Consider the following 18202-nt stretch of genomic DNA (forward strand, 5'->3'; position numbering starts at 1 on the left):
TATCATAAAAGAAATAACCTTCTTTTACAACTTTCCACTATTAGAGTACAAAAATACAAAAAACACATATCATTAACAAAAATAGATAGTAAAAGTTTCGATTTTTAGAACTATTTTAGTAATTTCGCAGACAGAATAATAAAATAAAAACGATAAAATATATGGATTTGACTGGTAAAGTTATTGCTGTTTTGCCTCCACGTGAAGGAACTTCAGCGCGTGGTGCATGGAAATCGCAAGAATACGTTATTGAAACTCATGACCAATATCCACGTAAGATGGTCTTTAATATCTTTGGAGCTGACAAAATAGATCAGTTTGCTATAAAAGCCGGAGAAGAACTAACCGTAAGTTTCGATATTGATGCTCATGAATATAATGGTCGTTGGTTTAACAATATACGTGCTTGGAATATTCAGCGTATAGATGCTGCTGCTGCACAAGCTGCTAGTCCTGTACCTGCAGCACAACCCAAAGCTGAAACTCCACAACAAGCTACTCCCTTTCCTCCTGCTACTGAAAGTACTGAGTCGACAGACGACCTCCCGTTCTAAATAATATAATATTATAAATATAATAAATATGATTAAGGCTCAGCAGGTAATACCTGCTGAGCCTTTTCTTACTATAGTAAAAAGAATAAAGAGAAAAATATCTTTATTACCTTACCTTTGGCACTTACTTTATTATTTAATATTCCACATAACAGCCATTTGTTCTGAAGTCATATTCTCAAAATAATCTTGATCTTCTTTTGAGAACCGTGCAAAAAAATTAATCCCAGTCAGCTTTTCTATCTCGCGAATAGGTTTTAAGAAGGTTTTCATCTGCCCCCTTGCATCTGACTTTTTATGCTCTATCCAAAAAGATAACGCCTTATAACTCCACTTTCCATTAATATCTTTATACTTCAATACCTGTAAAGAATAAAAATACTTCGGAACTATCAATCCTCTAACATTCTCTTTTATCTGATCAGGATTATCAATAGTACATCCACGAACCACGAACATAGTGTCTATATTACTTACGTTTATAGCCTCGCTAAACTTACTTCTAACTAATTCCTCCATAAGTGCCCAAGCACCAGGAGAAGCATTAAAACTATTTTGAATCTGAGGAGCCATGTTTGTTAGATAAAACGTTTGCTTCTGCGCTTCTTCATCACTTTTTCTATCAGCAGAAGCGATAAGATGCCCATGACTATATCCACTTCCTTTAATTAAATCCTTTAAAAACTCAGTAGAAGAAAAACTAGGATCAAACAGATAATTGGTTTTACTTTTACCCTTCCCTTCAGTTTTCCCGTAACGTGGGATATTACCAAAAACATTATGACTATTCATTTGAAAAGCTACCCAACGTGTGGCCTGTTTATCCTTATCAAACTCTACTGTATAATTTACCTCGCCATTTTTAAGCTTGTGCGTTACTACTTTACTATTGCCACCATGAAAAGAAGGTAACTCGGAAAGCGATTTTATAACCGTACCACCATCACTTGGCACTTTAGGCTTACCACCTCTATCTATATTATAAGCCAACACCTTACCCTCGTCATCTACTGTGCATGAAAAAAGATTTAGGACCAAAGCAAACGACAGAGAGAATACAAAGATTGATGATTTTTTCATTTTCTGTTCCTCTAAATAGTTAATATACTTATTATATACATTATCAATTATATAAACACAAAGATAACAAATAAAATGCGAATGAACGCATATGCAACTACGTTTATTCGCATTTTATTATTATATATAAAAATGTATTAAGCTACTTCTTTAACTTACCATAGCGGTGCATAAAGCGGTCTACACGACCAGCTGTATCAACAAGCTTACTCTTACCTGTATAAAAAGGATGAGAGGTACTTGAGATTTCTACTTTTACCAAAGGGTAAGTTTCGCCTTCAAAATCTACTGTTTCTGTTGATTTACATGTAGACTGTGAAAGGAACATATCACCGTTAGACATATCCTTAAATACGACGGGGCGATAGTTTTCTGGATGAATACCTTTTTTCATTTTATTTTTCTATTTAATTTTATAATAACCTTTTTATTTGTTAAGTATAACTCATTCTTATACCAATAAGCACTTAACAGGGTGCAAAATTACAAATATTTATGCACTTGTCCAAATATTTTAAAAACTAAATATATTATACCCATAAGATTAATTAGCGTAAACTATCTTAATGGACTTAATTCGTAATTGAATTCCTTTAGAAGTTTTTTCAAAATCATTAACAATCTTTACTTTATTAGAAGACAATCCATTAAACTGCACCTCTGACAAACTTACTTTTGTTATCTTAACCTTATTACTACCACTTTCTGCATAAGCCATATCATTTCCATTAGAAGGTTCTTTCTTATTTACATCTATTATAATAACGATCTGCTTAATAACCTTTGAGCATTCTATAGTTAAAGAATTCTTAGCATACATTCTCATAGAATGATATTTTGCGAAATATTTAGGAGGAGTAGAACCACCATTCTGAGCAAATGTAAGCTTTGTGCCATCTTTAGCTTCGTAAGATACATCTGTTTTATCTTTCTTGCCAAAATCTGAACAATCAATGATCGTTTCCGCACCAACAGGTGTCGTTGGATTAGTATTAAGATCTTCTTGAAGAGGAGTAGCACCTTCACCAGTTATATTAACTATTACACTACCCTTATCCATTTCATAAATAGTCTTTTTATCTTTCTTTAAGAAAGGCATAAGGTATCCCTTTACAATAACAGTTTGACCTTTTTTCAAATCTGTATTAGCAGAAAACTTAACTCCACCCTTATTTAAACCTGCGTAAATCTGAATTTCCTCTGTACTTCCATCTGTCTTAATTTTATAAGATAAAGAACCATCATTATTTACTTTATTCCAAACATCAGTGATAACACCCTTTACATAAGCCTGTGCTGCCAACTTAGATTTAGCTTCTTTAATCTTAGCTACTGCTTGATCTGTTGTCCATGCTGTAGCTTCTGTATTTAAATCGGGTAAAACAGGAGGAGTAGCTCCCTTTATCAAACTAACAATTTTGCTAGTTTTATCTACTTCCATTATAGTTTTACCTATTTTTTCATTAGTATAACTCTTCAAATTACCTATAAGAACAACTTGATCTCCTACATTAAGATCTGTTTCTGCTTTAAAATCTGCACCATTAAGACCTTTACCAGAATATACCTGAATATATTCTGTATTACCTTTTACATCTACAATATCATAGGAAATGCTCTTATATGTAGAATTATAAGCTATTACCTTACTTATTATACCTTTTATATATGCCAAGCCTTTTACACTACCATTTGCATCTTTTATCTTCTGTATAGCTTGAGCTACTGTCCATGCTGTTTCCTGAGTATTTAATATATCAGTAGTAGCACTACCACCACCTGTATTAGGATTAGGATTTTTACTTTCATCATAGTTAATACTATAAGGTGCTGGAACATCCTCACAACTTGTAAAAGCAATAACTGTTAACGTTATAGCCAATAATGGAATTAATACCTTCTTCATCTTATTTATTTTTCTAATTTGTAAGAATAATCTGTTTTTTATTTTATAGAGATTAGTCTATTATTTTTATCTATCTCCTTTGTACCTTTATAATTTATAAGCATACCACATACTACTACTTGCTTACCTACTACCAGTGTTTCAGATGAGGAAAACTTAGCTCCATCTAAATTTAACCCCCCAAACACCTTTAGTTCTGTGTTAGACTTACCATCATCTGAAATAAAATAAGTACATGACCCGGCTGGGGCATAAAAACTATTACTTGGGACTGTTGATATTATACCTTTTATATACCATTCTTTGTCCCCAGCATTACCACTCTGAATTAAAGCTAAAGCACGAGTAACATCAAAAGGTTCAGCCTTTGTTCCCTTACCTTTACCTACTAAACCTACTAAAGGATCTATAACAGTAGCATTCTCAACATCGCTAAGCGAACGTATTATAATTTCCCACTGATCATTAAAACGCTTAAATATTCCTGTGATATTTACCTTACCTTTAGGAACTTCTACACCTGCGAATTTGGCAAAATTGCTATTATACATTACCAATTTCTTGTTGTCTATTCCTGCTAATGACCAGCTTACGCTACCTGCGCCACTATTACGATTAGCATAAGTCTGTATGTTACTCTTAGAATTATAATCATAACCAGATTTTAAGATAACATTCTTTATAACTCCAAGTTTTCCCGCATCATCATTTATATTCCATTTATTTATATCAAATGCTTCAGCCTCTACCTTATTATTAATACTAATAATCTTATAATGTTTATCCCACACTAACTTACTTATTCTGCCTATAGAAACAGTCCCTTTAGAGCTTACAGATGGCACACCAATCTGTGGTTGTAAACCATAATTACCTATATAAAGGTCTTTTAAGCTTACCAATATTTCTGTTCCTATTGGCAAATATCCATAAATAGCACTTTGTCCTAACGAGATAATTATTGCACCTGTTTTATCTTGAAGAGCTATTTCGTTATACACATTACCCTCCTTATCCGAACTGGTTACAATGCCCTTTAGCTGTATATCATCAACTATTTTTTCATAACCGTTCCTTGTTGAAATAGGAGTTGTATATTTCTGTTTTAACTGAGCTATTGTAAGCACATTGGTTTCCTTTAACTCATTACTGCCATAATAACGCTCTTTTCCACCTATTGGTGTATCTGCATAATCCTTACCCATACAAGAAGAGAGGATTATTATTACAGTTGCGGCTATCGTTAAAAAATTAAATTTCCTCATAAAATAATTGTATAGTATGTATTTAGAATTTATAAGCAATATTCAACATTCCGTTAATGCCATAAGCATAATATAACTTAGGATTCTTTCCAAAATCATAAGCCCTAATAGTAGTAGTTCCAGTTCTCTGATTAATAGTATAGCTACTTCTACCATACTCATAACCGCCACTTATTATCTTCTGATTATTTAAAATATTTGTTACCATCAAATTAATTGATAAGCTATGATGCCCTATATATATATTCTTTCCTATAGAAGCATCAAGCATAAAGCCTCCTTTTCCTTTTGCTTGAGGAGCAGGATTATAATAGCCCTCTGCATCAATACCACCAAGAGCAGTTCCCATAGTACGCAATGTAGAGCCATAACGCATACTTGGAGAATAAGATAAATATATACGATCGTAATAATTACCTACTACATCTATAAACCAGCCACCTTTATGAAAGCTCAATATACCACTATATACTGATAACGGCGTATTAGCTTCACGCATTCCATCATTATAAACAACATCTTTATAGAAAGTACTCTTAGTAGAATTCATGTAAACAACATCTGCATTATTTACATTTTTTGCTTCCTGCCATGTAGCAAGAGTTTTAAAATTTAAGAAATTTGTCAATTTAAAATCTAAGCCTAACTCAAAACCGTATAAACTTTTCTTTATATTAGTCATACTGATATAAGTAAAAGAATTAACATCATCATAGAAGAAATTTTGCCATTCTGTAACATGAGTTAAACGATTATAATATGTACTCAAGTTTGCATGTAACCAGCTTCCACTATATTGATAACTAAGTTCTGAAGAAAACACACGTTCGTTGCGTAAGTTTTCAACAAAATCATTATTCATCTCAGGAGATACGAACGCATCTCTTCCTTCTGGCGCACGATGCTCATAACCAAGACCTACAGATAGTGCGTTACCTCCGCTCAAAGTTATTGTACCACTACCCTTTATGCCACCAGAAATAAAATTAGCTTGACGACTCTTACCAAAAGAATTATTAGCAAACAAGCCATTACGCATATTACCTACACGATACATATTGTCAAATCCTAATCTTGCTGCTAATACATAAAAGACATTACCATAAGTTTGTGCAAAATTAGTCCAAACATTAACCTTTCGCACATTAATATTATAATCATACCCAAAGCGATCACCCTCATAAACAAGTTTACCTAACCCATTTACGCCCATAGTATTCAAATCATACTGCGTGCGAGGATCACCTGAAGGATATGTTCCCACAGCATAAGTATTTATATTATGATATTTCTTAGCACCTAACATATCTTCCATAGTCTGATAATGGTGTCCTAAATTTTGAGCTAAGACAACACCTACGTTTAACACTTTCTCTTTTCCTAAATGATTGGTCAATGTAGAAGCTAAACTTGTTGTCATATTACGGTCTTGCCTTGCCTGCAAGAAATAAAGAGCATCTTGCCCATTAGCAGCTGCCTGACGGTTAGAATAATAAAGGCGATCCCATTGTATCTGACGATTATTCTTATTCCTCCAATAATCTACTGCATCCTCCCAGTCTTTATATGCCTGTGCTGTGCGATAACGACTATCATGCTCATTCCAAACATCAAAGAAATTGCTTGGCATATTTTTCCAGTAATCAGGAGCAGGATTTTCTGCATTATTATAGTTAAGCTTCGTGCTCTTATAAATTCCATATTTAGCAAACAAAGAAGTTGTCAGCTTTAATTTCTTATTAATATCCCAGTCCCATGTTAAGATACCTGAAGGAGAATAGTCGTTAATAACACGACTATTACGTTTAACCCCATTCTGATACCCCCAATAAGGATTATACTGAAAATCATTAGCTAACCAATAAGCCTCTTCTGTGCTTGCTCCTTGTCCTGCACGCTCAGTAGGATTACCCCATGTAGACAAACTCAAAGAATGCCCATTATCCCATTTTTTCTGTACCCCGAAATAATAAGATAACGAATTATAAAAAGTACCTTCTACATAACCACGATTAGCCCAACGATAACCTATACTTGCCGCAACAGCCCAACCATTATTATTAAAACCACTGGCATAATTATACATTCCTCTAAAAGTATAATTTCTATTAGCAGCAGATAATGTAAGTCGTTGCCCTGCAGGCATAGAACCTGCCCGGAAATTATAATTATTACTCCCTGCAATACCTGTCATAGAAAAATTATTACTCTCAAAAGGCAAAGCAAAGTCAACATTACGTGTCTGCTGATTAATGCCACCTACCATAGAATAGCGGAATTGCCCACTTTCCATATCATTAACTGGAGTGCCATTAATATAAATCTCATTATACTTTTGATTTAAAGCACGGTATCTAAAACGCATAGGAGAATAAAGATAGCCTACCTGCGAAGCATAAACATTACTTCCCGAAGTTAAGATAATAGCATTATCACTCATAGGGTTCTCTTCATTAATCTGAGCTTCAGAGAAAGTAAACAAAGACTCCTCTATTGGCTTTACAGTTTGTTCCTGCTGAGTAGTAGTCTTTTTTGTAGTATTCTGAGCAAATACTGCCACTGAACTACATACTGCGATAACCGCTAATGTCAGCTTTTTCTGCATAATATTATTGTATTAAAGTATGTTATATTGTAATTGCAAAGTAATAAAATATATTTTAAATATAAAAATACTTTGAGTTAAAACTTATCCACAATTACAATTATCTCAAATTAATTAGCGACATTTGCAAAAGAATAATATCCGAACTTGCCTAAGGGCATGTTTGCATAGATAAGATACGTATAAATGTTAATTAAATTATTATAAGAATGAAAAAACTATCTTTACTTTCAATCTCATTATTACTTTGTGTTATAAGTACTTTTTCACAAAGAAAATATTCCGTGTATGCTGTTGGTTTTTACAATCAAGAAAACTTATTTGACTATACACACGATAAAGGGAAAAATGATTACGACTTTACCCCTAATGGAAGCTATCATTGGAATAAAATGAAATATAGCCATAAGCTCGCTAATATGTCGCGAGTTTTATCAGAAATGGGCACTGATGTCCTACCAAAAGTAGGATGCGCTTTTATCGGATTGGCTGAATGTGAAAACGATCATGTTGTAAAAGACCTCGTAGCACAACCTGCCCTTGCACAACGTGGATATAAATATATACATATAGAAGGACCTGACCGACGAGGTATTGATTGTGCTTTTATTTACCAACCAAAACTTTTTACAGTTCGTAATACAAAGCTTATACCTTACATATACGAATTAGCCAAAGACAGTGCACATGCTACCCGTGGCTTCCTAACTATTAGTGGAACTATGGCTAACGAACATGTTTCTGTTATTGTATGCCACTTGCCAAGTCGTGGGGCAAGTTCATACTACCGCGAGCTGGGAGCAAAACAAATAAAAGTGATAAAAGACTCTTTGCTACAAGAGGATCCTAACTGCAAAGTTATAGTAATGGGAGATATGAATGACGACCCTACTAATGCTTCTATGCACAAATATCTTTCTGCGAAAGCCGAAATATCTGAAGTGGGTACAAACGATATGTATAACCCATGGTATAACATACTTGTGAAACAAGGCACTGGAACATTACAATATCAAGGGAGATGGAACTTATTTGATCAAATTATCCTATCACCTAACTTTCTAAATAAAAATGGATCTAAAGACTTTACTACACTAAAATATTGGAAAAATCAAATATTTAAGCGTGATTATCTTTTCCAGCAAGAGGGTAAATATAAAGGTAATACCAAACGTACTACAGCAGGAGGAGTTTGGCTCGACGGATACTCTGACCATCTTCCTACAGTAGTTTATCTCGTAAAAGAACAAACAAAATAGGATTATATAATAAAAATATAAAACACATATATTATTTCCTATGTTAGAAACAGAATCGCATCCCTTTAAGCCATGGCTACCCAAACATGCTAAAATACTGATGCTGGGCACTTTCCCTCCTGCACCAAAACGTTGGTGTATGCCATGGTATTATCCTAATTTCACAAATGATATGTGGCGTATTTTGGGGCTCATCTTTAAGAGAGATAAGTTTGCCTTCGTTGATCAAATAAACAAAACTTACCGTCTTAACAGTATAAAGGAAATGCTTTTAGAGCAAGGAATAGCTATATTTGATACAGCTCAGCGCATTCGCCGTACAAAAGGAACTGCTTCTGACAAGGATCTTGAAATAGTAGAGCCTACTAACTTTGACAAAATACTACATTCTCTACCACAATGTAAGGCTATTGTAACAGCAGGACAAGTTGCTACAGATATCATATCTCGGCACTACAACATTAATGCTAAACACCTTAAAATGGGAGAAAATGTTTCTTTTACGTTTGAAGAACGCACTATACTACTTTACAGAGAACCAAGTAGTAGTAGGGCTTTTCCTATGAAAATAGAAAAGAAAGCTAAATATTACGAAGACATGTTTAGACAATTAGGCATAAAAAAGTAGCTATACTATAAACAAATAAATATCTATCAACAAGTAATAAAACAATGAAAAAGATAACTATAATAGGAATTGCAGGCGGTACAGGATCAGGAAAAAGTACCGTAGTACGAAAAATAGTAGAAGCCTTGCCACCAGACTATGTTGCTGTAGTACCACTCGACTCTTACTATAATGATACCACCTCACTTACCGAGGAAGAGCGTAAAGCTATAAATTTCGACCACCCTGATGCCTTCGACTGGAAACTTCTCATAAAACACGTTAACGAATTACGCAACGGAATAGCTTGCGAACAACCCACTTACAGCTATATTCTAAGTAATCGTTTGCCTGAAACCATACATGTAGAGCCTAAGCCTGTTATAATTATAGAGGGTATTATGACTCTTAATAATAAAAAACTACGCGACATGATGGATCTGAAAATATTTGTCGACGCCGACTCTGATGAGCGTCTTATTCGTAACATACAACGTGATACCATAGATCGTGGAAGAACAGTATCGATGGTTGTAGACCGTTATCTTAAAGTATTAAAGCCCATGCACGAACAGTTTATAGAGCCTACCAAACGATACGCCGACCTTATTATTCCGCAAGGAGGCGAAAATCATACAGGAATAGGCATTCTTTGTAAGTATATAGAAGGGTTAATACCTACTATGTAGTCGTCCCTCAAGAACTTGGCTTACAACCAGCAAATGGTATTGGATAACACCTTACCTGCAATGATACGATTATTCTTATCGTTGTAATTTGCTTAAAATTTCTTACCTTTGTAGGTGCATAAACACCACAGATGTACGAAAAGATCTTATAGATCGTGCAAAAAGGTATGGATTGGAAATAATAATCAAGTAAGTTTAACCCTTTAATATATAAAATTTATGATAGAAGAATGGATATTTTACATCCTCTTATATTGCTATATAGTTAAGTGTATAATGAAGTAATAGGAGGAGTACATAAGTGTTTTAATATTTTATGCAAACTTGATAAGATGGACTGCTTTTAGAAAAATCGAAATAAAACTTTCGATTTTCCATTCGTTTATACTATCTTTGCAAGTAGCTACAACATTTTTAATGATTTTAAAATAGTATAAAAAATTATAAGCAGCGTGAAATTATAAAAAATTACATAAATCGTATCAATGCACCTGATGTGAACGACATCAATATGCAAGTTTAAAACCAGCTACGAGATAGAGACTACAAATCAGTATATACGAAGGAAGAAGCAGAGCTGTATTTTGCAGATTGTAAACTTGATAGCGAGGTGGAATTTAGTTAAAGAACGAAAGCAAATATTTTTGGTTAGGAGGAAAGAGTATATATACCCAACTATTAAATTAAGGTAACGGAAGCATACGTTGACATAGGTAGTGTTTACTACTGCTATATTGTACAAGTAAGAGAATTTTAATAAAATTGTTATGAAGAAATTATTAGCAATTGCGCTTATGCTTTTGGCGAAGTTGACAATTAGCGCACAGGAAGGTAAGTGGACTAGTGGTATAGTTGAGAAAGATGAATTACGTGGGCTGCCAGGTGGAGTGTATTTTCGCTATGAGGTAGCAGGAGATGGTGCTTTCGAGGTGTACGACTGGAATGACTGGGTATTTAGAATAACTACTGAGAAAGGGGTGTTTAATGTATTGCATTACAACTATGGAGGCGACCGTTATATGAGTGTTACGATAGGACTATATTCGTTTGATAATAAGTTACAAGTCAGAGTTGATACAGAATTAGGTGCTGATGCCTCATTTCGTGCTGGGTGGATTGTCAGACAAGGATTATATTATCCCTCTATAAGGAAGAAATTGCGAAAGATGATAAGTGCATTAAAATTGGGTACAGGATATGTAAGGGTACTTTGCGAGAGAAAGAATACCTCTGCTGCTTTCGATTTAAAAATAAAACCTTATACTGAACAGAAAGAATGATATAACACACATATACTATGTGTGTCCCCAATTCACTTTGTTTTCATATAATTAACAAGTGTTTTTTTTAAGTTATTGTACCCTACGTCGTGAGACGTGGGGTACTCTTTTTTTATTGGTAGACATTGATTATTTGGAGTTTCCCAGTCATGCCTGTCTATTAAGTAATTGTTCGTACTTCAAGGTAAGATCGGCTATCAAACTGTTGAGCTGTATTATCTGTTTGTGCAGGGTAGCAATGTCTTCGTGTAGTGTGTTGTGATTTGCTTAAAATTTCTTACCTTTGTAGATGTATAAACAACATAATTTAAATTTCAATTAAAATGATTAAGTTGTGATTTGCTTAAAATTTCTTACCTTTGTAGGTGCATAAACAACTTGCAATATAAGTATCTGTATGATGCAAAGTTGTGATTTGCTTAAAATTTCTTACCTTTGTAGGTGCATAAACAACACTGACGCAGCATAATATTTAACGGACTATGTTGTGATTTGCTTAAAATTTCTTACCTTTGTAGGTGCATAAACAACGCTCTTGCTCAAAATCCGATATATTATGCAGTTGTGATTTGCTTAAAATTTCTTACCTTTGTAGGTGCATAAACAACACGGGCTCTACAAAAAGCTGTTTATCAAGCTATTGTAGAGATATTAGAGAAAAATAAAAATGCTACTACAAACACAAATCCCATTCATACAGAATGGGATTTTTTCGTGTACTAAGCCGTATACATACAGTGGTATGAAAGGACAGTAAACATAAAAGTAAGAAACAAAAATGTCTATGATTAGTATTTTCCCCTCTGCTTTATTGCTACTGATAAAGAAAAAGCCTATAAGCTATTAAAATAACTCTAACTGCTGGTAAGGAGCGTTAGGAGCCTTCTGCTTTTTGCAATAAAACAACTCAATAGCGGCAAATTGCTTATCGGTTATGCACAACAAGCCTACTTTTCCTGTGTTAGGAAGATTATTATGAATACGCTTTTTGTGAACTTCGGCATTTTCCATACTTGAGCAATGGCGAACATAGATAGAAAACTGAAACATTGTGAAGCCATCTTTTATAAGAAATTTTCTAAAATCGATATAGGCTTTCTTTTCCTTTTTCGTTTCGGTAGGCAAATCGAAGAATACAAGTATCCACATAACACGATATTCGCTAAGTCTATCTAAAGGCATAATAGATGATGATATGAAAAAAGTAATTATGTAAGCTCTGGGTATAATATAGTTTTATCCTCCCCTGAAAAGCACTTGTAAAGCGATGCCGTAGTTTGTTGTGCAGCAATCATAAGTGGGCTACGCTTACCTTTAATAATAACATCAATCACAGGAATGCCTAACAACCTAAACTTAATATCTTTTGTAAGCTGATCAATACTATCTTCTTGGTGCATAATGTCTATTACCATATTATCTACATACGGACGATAAGGCTCCATTATATCATCGGCTAAGCAATAAGCATTATACTTATTATGGTGATGAATGCCTAAGGTAGGTAAAAGTCCGCTACCTACCAAAGCTCTTGCTATAACAGCCCTTAATATGGCATAACCATAATTGAGCAAGTTGTTAGGAGGAATGCCTTCTCTTTCTCTTGTAAATAGCGGAAGAGAAGGAAAGATATTTTTCCAATAATAAGCGGCTGCTCTTGCCTCAAGGTTATCAGGATCGCCACTTCGCACATTGTTAGCCCAAACCCGCATACATTTAGTTTCTGCTTCGGTATAACGCCTAAGTATTGCCTCTTGGTTAAGGATTTTTTGTTTTGTAGTTTGCTGCCATAATTGTTTACGCAATGGCAACGAAGCGTCTAACTGATGTCTAAAACGTTCGTTTTGCAGCGTATTACCAGACAAAGGCAATTGCAACCCCACTGGCAAGCCTTTTGCATCGCACGTTATAACAGCCACATTGTTAGCCAAAAGAGCTTGCATGGCACCTGTGGTAATGGTAATGCGTAAGCTATTGAGCACCACTACTCCAATATCTTCTATTGGAATAGTGCGCTCAGCTTCTTGTAATAATGGCTTTGGCAAATCTTTTTGGCTTACAACTTCTGGTATATGGATAAGCAGCTGCTCGTTTCGCAAGCTAAGGTAAGCCGCATTGTTAAAGCAAAGCGTTTTCTTTATCATACATTTACTTTATTACATTTAAGATATTTCCCAGTCTGTCTACCTTCAATTTCCAACATACCTCTTTTATGCACTCATCTGTTATAGCTTTTTCCATTTTGTTAAGCGACTGAAATTCTACCTTATCAGCTATCACTTTAGCAATAGTAGATGGAACGAAAAAACTTCTATTCCCAGTAGAACTAACCATCTTATAAATCCTTGTTTTATCAATGTGGCATATTCCCATTGTCCGTTCTTCTTCAGTGGGGACATAGACTAAATCGTTTGGCGATAGATAAAACTTCAGCGCAACACCTTTTTCGTTATATTCAGGAACGGGTGAAAGCTTTTGCTTTTGTCGTTCTATAGCTTCTCTTAACGGTACGGAGTAATAATACCTCTTACCTTCTTCATCTTCATAAATAGCAAAAAAGAGATTAGTACCTTTATCAGCTTCTACATACTTCTTGGTTTTAGCTCCTCTTTCACCCACTTGATATTTAGCACCGAGCGGTTCAGACAGTCGCACATTCTTAATAGGCTTGTGAGCTTTACCATTATTATATAGCTCGATGTTGCTATTCATCTCTTGTATACCTTCAGGAGCGAAAGCTACTAAAGCATCTCCCCCTTTACTTTCTAAGTAGTTAAGCAAAATAGCTTGTATACCTGTATCAGTAATAGATGCAATTTTCTTTTTGTCAAATGATGTATCTAATGGTTTGCGTACAGCTACCATAGGAGTTTTGTCATCACTACTTATCCATACTTCAACTTTTGACACATCTTGTCGGTTCCATTTATAATTCAAACTCTTAAAATGAGCAACTAACTGTTTTTTGTTAAAATGCTTATCAACCAAATCGTTGACATAAGCTCTTAACTGTGCGTTGCATATAGCAGATATGTTATCTAAGGCTTTAGCAATGGGTAAAACTTCTTTCCTAATAAGATTTACTCTTCCAAACACTATTTCTTTATGCATAGACTTGCGTATAGCCCACATATCATTGCCTTTCTGACTACATATCATTTTCTTTCCATTCTCATCATAGCGTTGATATCTATTAGTAGCCCTATTAATTATTCTTACATTGTTTTTAAAACTAACAACAATATCGTTTAGTGCTTTTAAGGCATCTTGTGTAAAGGTGTCCCATGGCTTGTTAATAATCCTATTTTTATCACATAACAATTGTCGTAAGTCTTCTCTTTGCTTAGGGCTATTAGCATTTACATTGCTAATATAGTTTACCATGTTTCGCGTAGTGCAGGCTATAACAAGGGCGTCCATAGCATGGTGCCTATGGTCGATACGCTTCTTTTTAAATCCCTTTTCATATTCTGACGGCACATTGGTTTGAAAATATCTGCTACCATTCTCTTCTTTCATCTCTCCAAAATCGTTTGTTCCAGACAACTTGTTAAGCCTTTCAAACCTTGGCGTAACTATTGTGTTCCATACATCTTTAAGCCCCCAATCGTTTTTCAGCTTATCAGTAACAGCGCCAGATGAAGGTAATAAGTTCTTAGCCGTAGCCTCTTCTTCGCCTTGCTGTCTTACTACATTAGAAAGTAAAGACATAATTGTTTTAGTAATATAACGCGTATCATTAAGCTGCCTACTGCTAAAGCTCTCAGGTATATTTTCAGCTAACAAGTTATCACGCTTACGCTTGTTATGTGCATAATGCTCGTTAACAAACTGCTTATACTCTTCTTCTTTTAATATTGTTACCTCTTTGCCATGTGCTGTACAATAAATCCTGTCTCCACCTCTGACTTTAATAAACTCATAGCCCAACATTTTATCCTTTTCTTTGTTTACTTCTGATTCGCAAATAACCTTGTTATTAAAAGAATTATCAAAGTATCTGCTTTGTGGAATAACATGTTCTATCTGGTATGCTGTTGTAAAGAGCTTGCTTAGCGAGATAGCTTTACCTGTATAAGGCGAACAATATTTTTGTTCGAGCCACAATTTATATCTTATTAGTTCTGCACTGGTAGGGCGTTCTTTCTTTGATATTTTAATAATATCGTCATAGTCCTTATCTTGCTTATTGAGGCTACCTAATACAGCCTGCTCATAAATGCGCATTTTCTCTTGATGCATAGGAGATAAAGGTCTGACATCTTTGATAAAAGTATCGTTCTTCAATTCTTCTAAGAGATACTTTATTCGTAAGTTAGTAGCTTCGTTATTAAGATTTCTAAGATTAGCCTCATTACGTTGCTGTGCAGTTAGCTTCATTTCACGTGCCACCTCTACGTGTATCTCATCAATATGCTTTTCTGCTTTCCAAATATCATATACCACCCTAAGCGTTTCTAAAATTACTTGTTCTACAATAGGATTACGCAAAGAATGCTGCGGAAATCTGTAAATAAATTTTAATAAATCTTTTGGAGTATCCCAACATTGTATGTCCGTAACTTCTGAATGGCGTCCATATATTACGTAAGAAGCTAAGTAAGTAGGCAACCCTTGAAAGTCGGATACATGGTGTAAAACATATCTGCTATCATCTATCTTCTCTTTTAGCTTGCTATCAATATTACCAGTTATGATTTGTTGAATACATTTCAGTGTTTTAGCATCAATGGCTTGTTCGTCCCAAGCCTTACCCATACGCATCAACGTTAAAAGTCTTTTTATAGCTTTTTCAGAGTATGCACCATAACACTTCTCAAAAGGCTTGATTTTTAGGAATGACGATACAAAGTTGTCATCATCATACAATTTACGTAAAGCCTTAACCGATTCCTCTTGTTCTTCTACAGAATACAGCAAATGCCAAAGCCGATATTGCATGTTAGGTGTGTCATCTAACCATTGCTTATCCATACCAGCACGCTTTAGAGCCGATAACAATTCATATCTGGTTTCGTTGCAAGGATATTGTTTAGTGGCGTCTTTAATATAATTCCACTCTATAGGGAATACTTTTTCTTTATCTATCTGTACTTTCTTTATTTGGAAAAAATCCTTTAACAAGATGTCTTGCTTTATCTCCTTTCTATCATTAAGATATGTAAAGAGGTTACAATAATCTTGTGGTGTTGATAGATATTGCGCCGTTACATCTTCTCTTGTAACGACATCAGATAATCGTAGATTGTGAATAAATTGCCATAACCTAAACTCTTGATAATACGGATTCGATTTAGCTATACACTTAATAGGCATTTCTTTTACTTCACCTGTTTCTTTATCTACATATTCATAGCTTTCATATTTACAGTTATCTATAAGCGACTTTTTGCTCTTAAGTGGGCGTTGGTAGAAAATTATATCATCTACTAACAGATGTATCATGTTGCTCTTTACCACTTCATTGTAGCGTACATCGTTATGAGCATATAGCTCTTTTGCACAACTCTCAAGCAAATGCTGATTATGCAACTCATCATGATATTTAGCTTGCTGCTGCAATATCTCTATTAGCTCTTTTTTGTAATACTTACGTTCTATAGTTCTTACTAAGTTTCCCCGTATCTTGTCATCAGGCTTGCTAAGTATGTTGTCGTAGATAAATGCGCCCACTGTCTTGCCCGATGATTGTATTTGGCTTTCTGTGCGTTTTTTTATTAATCCCCAGTCGTCCTCTTTGGGTAGTCTGTATGACGGATTTTGCTTACCACTATCAAAAATCTTTGGTGTTTTACCATCTTTTTCGTAGATAGTTACAACTATAAGTTGTAATGTTTTGCCTACCCAATCATATAAAGGTGTATCACTCTTCCTTTTATATATACCGCCATCTTCTAAATGTATGTTATACCAAATGCCATTACCCTTTTGTCCTTCATCAGCATCTACACTTATCACCTTTAATACTTTGTATTCCTCTTTCTTAGTAGGCTGCTCTTCTTCTTCCTCGCCACGCAATTGGTAATAACCTCGTTTTTTATTAAAATTGAGTAATATCCATGCCAATTCTTCTTTACTAATAAGCTGTGTAAGAGCCTTTTTACGCAGATAATAAATGGTCCAGTCTAAAGGCACTTTCTTTCCATTAGCTATTAACTGAGGTTGATGCTTGGCAAAGTCGGATAACATTTCATGAAATGAGTCCATAAAGACAAATTCCATCTTCCCCATTTCGTTTTTATTCTGCCTCCATGCCAATTTTGGTTCGCTGTCATCTATAAACTTTCCATATGTTTTATTGTCAGTCTTATCCCAGCCCAGTAACTTATCAAAATGATCAGGTAAAAAGTTCATTATATGTAATACTCTGCACAAACGTTCACGACGTAACACATGCCGTTCTGTAAGACGTCTTTTGCCTCTATACAATGTGCGTTGTGCCGTTTGGGAGACAGTATCACCTTTCTCAAAACTTCCTAATATATCTTGGCTCATAGGTATTATTCTACTACCCATTTTGATGCTTCCAATAGGGTTTCCATTATCTTCTGTCTTTACTAAAGCCCAGCCTACACTGTTAGAGCCAAGATCTAATCCTAAAACATTTTTCATATTTTATTACTGTTTTGTTTGTTTATTTAGATTTTTATTTCTACATTTGCAACAAGATATTTTAAGCAAATCACAATAAGGATTATTCCGTTGTGAAAACATTTTAGGTGGGAATTCTTGTAATTCTCACCTTTTTTATGCTTTATTGCTATATTTTATATGACATCTTTTCACAACCATACATATACTCTTAATTGTTATTAAAGGCAAATGTAAGCATTTTATATTTTATTTAAAAATAAATATGCAAATAAATAAGGGTCAGTCGTAAAACCCAGTTGCAAGCCCTCTCCTCTCAGGCACATAATTTCATAAGTCTATATAAAAAGAAAGGAATATCTGTCA

At 34.5% G+C, this 18202-nt stretch carries 13 protein-coding genes and 1 CRISPR repeat array; of the genes, 5 read left to right on the plus strand and 8 right to left on the minus strand.

The window, feature by feature from the left end:
* The first annotated feature begins 161 nt into the window (after window positions 1–161).
* Window positions 162–554: a DUF3127 domain-containing protein gene (locus tag AC1DCD_RS04305; protein WP_008446791.1), complete on the plus strand. Its 393-nt coding sequence runs from the start codon at window positions 162–164 to the stop codon at window positions 552–554.
* Between the two features lie 132 nt (window positions 555–686).
* Here AC1DCD_RS04305 and AC1DCD_RS04310 read toward each other — a convergent pair whose 3' ends face one another.
* From AC1DCD_RS04310 to AC1DCD_RS04330, 5 genes are all read right to left on the minus strand, one after another.
* Entirely contained in the window at window positions 687–1634 is a 948-nt protein-coding gene (locus AC1DCD_RS04310) for a DNA/RNA non-specific endonuclease (RefSeq protein ID WP_464640484.1), read from the minus strand.
* A gap of 142 nt (window positions 1635–1776) precedes the next feature.
* Window positions 1777–2028: a type B 50S ribosomal protein L31 gene (locus AC1DCD_RS04315; protein ID WP_008446811.1), complete on the minus strand. Its 252-nt coding sequence runs from the start codon at window positions 2026–2028 to the stop codon at window positions 1777–1779.
* A gap of 150 nt (window positions 2029–2178) precedes the next feature.
* Window positions 2179–3540: a hypothetical protein gene (locus tag AC1DCD_RS04320; RefSeq protein WP_464640482.1), complete on the minus strand. Its 1362-nt coding sequence runs from the start codon at window positions 3538–3540 to the stop codon at window positions 2179–2181.
* Between the two features lie 38 nt (window positions 3541–3578).
* Window positions 3579–4805 (minus strand): DUF5689 domain-containing protein, encoded by a 1227-nt coding sequence (locus AC1DCD_RS04325; protein WP_464640480.1) that lies wholly within the window; start codon window positions 4803–4805, stop codon window positions 3579–3581.
* 22 nt (window positions 4806–4827) lie between these two features.
* A complete protein-coding gene (locus AC1DCD_RS04330; protein ID WP_464640478.1) occupies window positions 4828–7410 on the minus strand; it encodes a TonB-dependent receptor in 2583 nt (860 codons plus the stop codon).
* A gap of 209 nt (window positions 7411–7619) precedes the next feature.
* Between AC1DCD_RS04330 and AC1DCD_RS04335 the strand changes: the two genes are divergently transcribed.
* From AC1DCD_RS04335 to AC1DCD_RS04350, 4 genes are all read left to right on the plus strand, one after another.
* On the plus strand, window positions 7620–8669 hold the full coding sequence (locus AC1DCD_RS04335; protein ID WP_464640476.1) for an endonuclease/exonuclease/phosphatase family protein: 1050 nt from the start codon (window positions 7620–7622) through the stop codon (window positions 8667–8669).
* A gap of 40 nt (window positions 8670–8709) precedes the next feature.
* Window positions 8710–9297 (plus strand): uracil-DNA glycosylase family protein, encoded by a 588-nt coding sequence (locus tag AC1DCD_RS04340; RefSeq protein WP_036855661.1) that lies wholly within the window; start codon window positions 8710–8712, stop codon window positions 9295–9297.
* A gap of 44 nt (window positions 9298–9341) precedes the next feature.
* On the plus strand, window positions 9342–9965 hold the full coding sequence (udk, locus tag AC1DCD_RS04345) for a uridine kinase (RefSeq protein WP_008446776.1): 624 nt from the start codon (window positions 9342–9344) through the stop codon (window positions 9963–9965).
* A 767-nt stretch (window positions 9966–10732) separates the two neighbouring features.
* Window positions 10733–11245, plus strand: coding sequence for a hypothetical protein (locus AC1DCD_RS04350; protein ID WP_353585850.1), 513 nt, complete (start codon window positions 10733–10735; stop codon window positions 11243–11245).
* A gap of 255 nt (window positions 11246–11500) precedes the next feature.
* Window positions 11501–11853: a CRISPR direct-repeat array (repeat unit 47 nt; unit sequence GTTGTGATTTGCTTAAAATTTCTTACCTTTGTAGGTGCATAAACAAC).
* A gap of 235 nt (window positions 11854–12088) precedes the next feature.
* On the opposite strand, the gene cas2 is transcribed toward AC1DCD_RS04350, so the two are convergent.
* The 3 genes from cas2 to cas9 are packed head-to-tail and all read right to left on the minus strand — an operon-like array spanning window position 12089 to window position 17857.
* Complete coding sequence (gene cas2 / locus AC1DCD_RS04355; RefSeq protein ID WP_019036766.1) at window positions 12089–12427, minus strand: CRISPR-associated endonuclease Cas2; 339 nt, start codon at window positions 12425–12427, stop codon at window positions 12089–12091.
* Window positions 12428–12453: 26 nt separating this feature from the next.
* On the minus strand, window positions 12454–13389 hold the full coding sequence (gene cas1 / locus AC1DCD_RS04360) for a type II CRISPR-associated endonuclease Cas1 (protein ID WP_353585851.1): 936 nt from the start codon (window positions 13387–13389) through the stop codon (window positions 12454–12456).
* A 4-nt stretch (window positions 13390–13393) separates the two neighbouring features.
* Complete coding sequence (gene cas9, locus AC1DCD_RS04365) at window positions 13394–17857, minus strand: type II CRISPR RNA-guided endonuclease Cas9 (protein WP_464640473.1); 4464 nt, start codon at window positions 17855–17857, stop codon at window positions 13394–13396.
* Window positions 17858–18202 lie beyond the last annotated feature (345 nt).

The sequence above is a fragment of the Prevotella sp. C0209C1 genome (assembly GCF_056583855.1).

Excerpts from the sequence above, each read along its gene's own strand:
- AC1DCD_RS04305 (WP_008446791.1), top strand. The coding sequence starts at position 162 with ATGGATTTGACTGGTAAAGTTATTGCTGTTTTGCCTCCACGTGAAGGA.
- AC1DCD_RS04310 (WP_464640484.1), bottom strand. The coding sequence starts at position 1,634 with ATGAAAAAATCATCAATCTTTGTATTCTCTCTGTCGTTTGCTTTGGTC.
- AC1DCD_RS04315 (WP_008446811.1), bottom strand. The coding sequence starts at position 2,028 with ATGAAAAAAGGTATTCATCCAGAAAACTATCGCCCCGTCGTATTTAAG.
- AC1DCD_RS04320 (WP_464640482.1), bottom strand. The coding sequence starts at position 3,540 with ATGAAGAAGGTATTAATTCCATTATTGGCTATAACGTTAACAGTTATT.
- AC1DCD_RS04325 (WP_464640480.1), bottom strand. The coding sequence starts at position 4,805 with ATGAGGAAATTTAATTTTTTAACGATAGCCGCAACTGTAATAATAATC.
- AC1DCD_RS04330 (WP_464640478.1), bottom strand. The coding sequence starts at position 7,410 with ATGCAGAAAAAGCTGACATTAGCGGTTATCGCAGTATGTAGTTCAGTG.
- AC1DCD_RS04335 (WP_464640476.1), top strand. The coding sequence starts at position 7,620 with ATGAAAAAACTATCTTTACTTTCAATCTCATTATTACTTTGTGTTATA.
- AC1DCD_RS04340 (WP_036855661.1), top strand. The coding sequence starts at position 8,710 with ATGTTAGAAACAGAATCGCATCCCTTTAAGCCATGGCTACCCAAACAT.
- udk (WP_008446776.1), top strand. The coding sequence starts at position 9,342 with ATGAAAAAGATAACTATAATAGGAATTGCAGGCGGTACAGGATCAGGA.
- AC1DCD_RS04350 (WP_353585850.1), top strand. The coding sequence starts at position 10,733 with ATGAAGAAATTATTAGCAATTGCGCTTATGCTTTTGGCGAAGTTGACA.
- cas2 (WP_019036766.1), bottom strand. The coding sequence starts at position 12,427 with ATGCCTTTAGATAGACTTAGCGAATATCGTGTTATGTGGATACTTGTA.
- cas1 (WP_353585851.1), bottom strand. The coding sequence starts at position 13,389 with ATGATAAAGAAAACGCTTTGCTTTAACAATGCGGCTTACCTTAGCTTG.
- cas9 (WP_464640473.1), bottom strand. The coding sequence starts at position 17,857 with ATGAAAAATGTTTTAGGATTAGATCTTGGCTCTAACAGTGTAGGCTGG.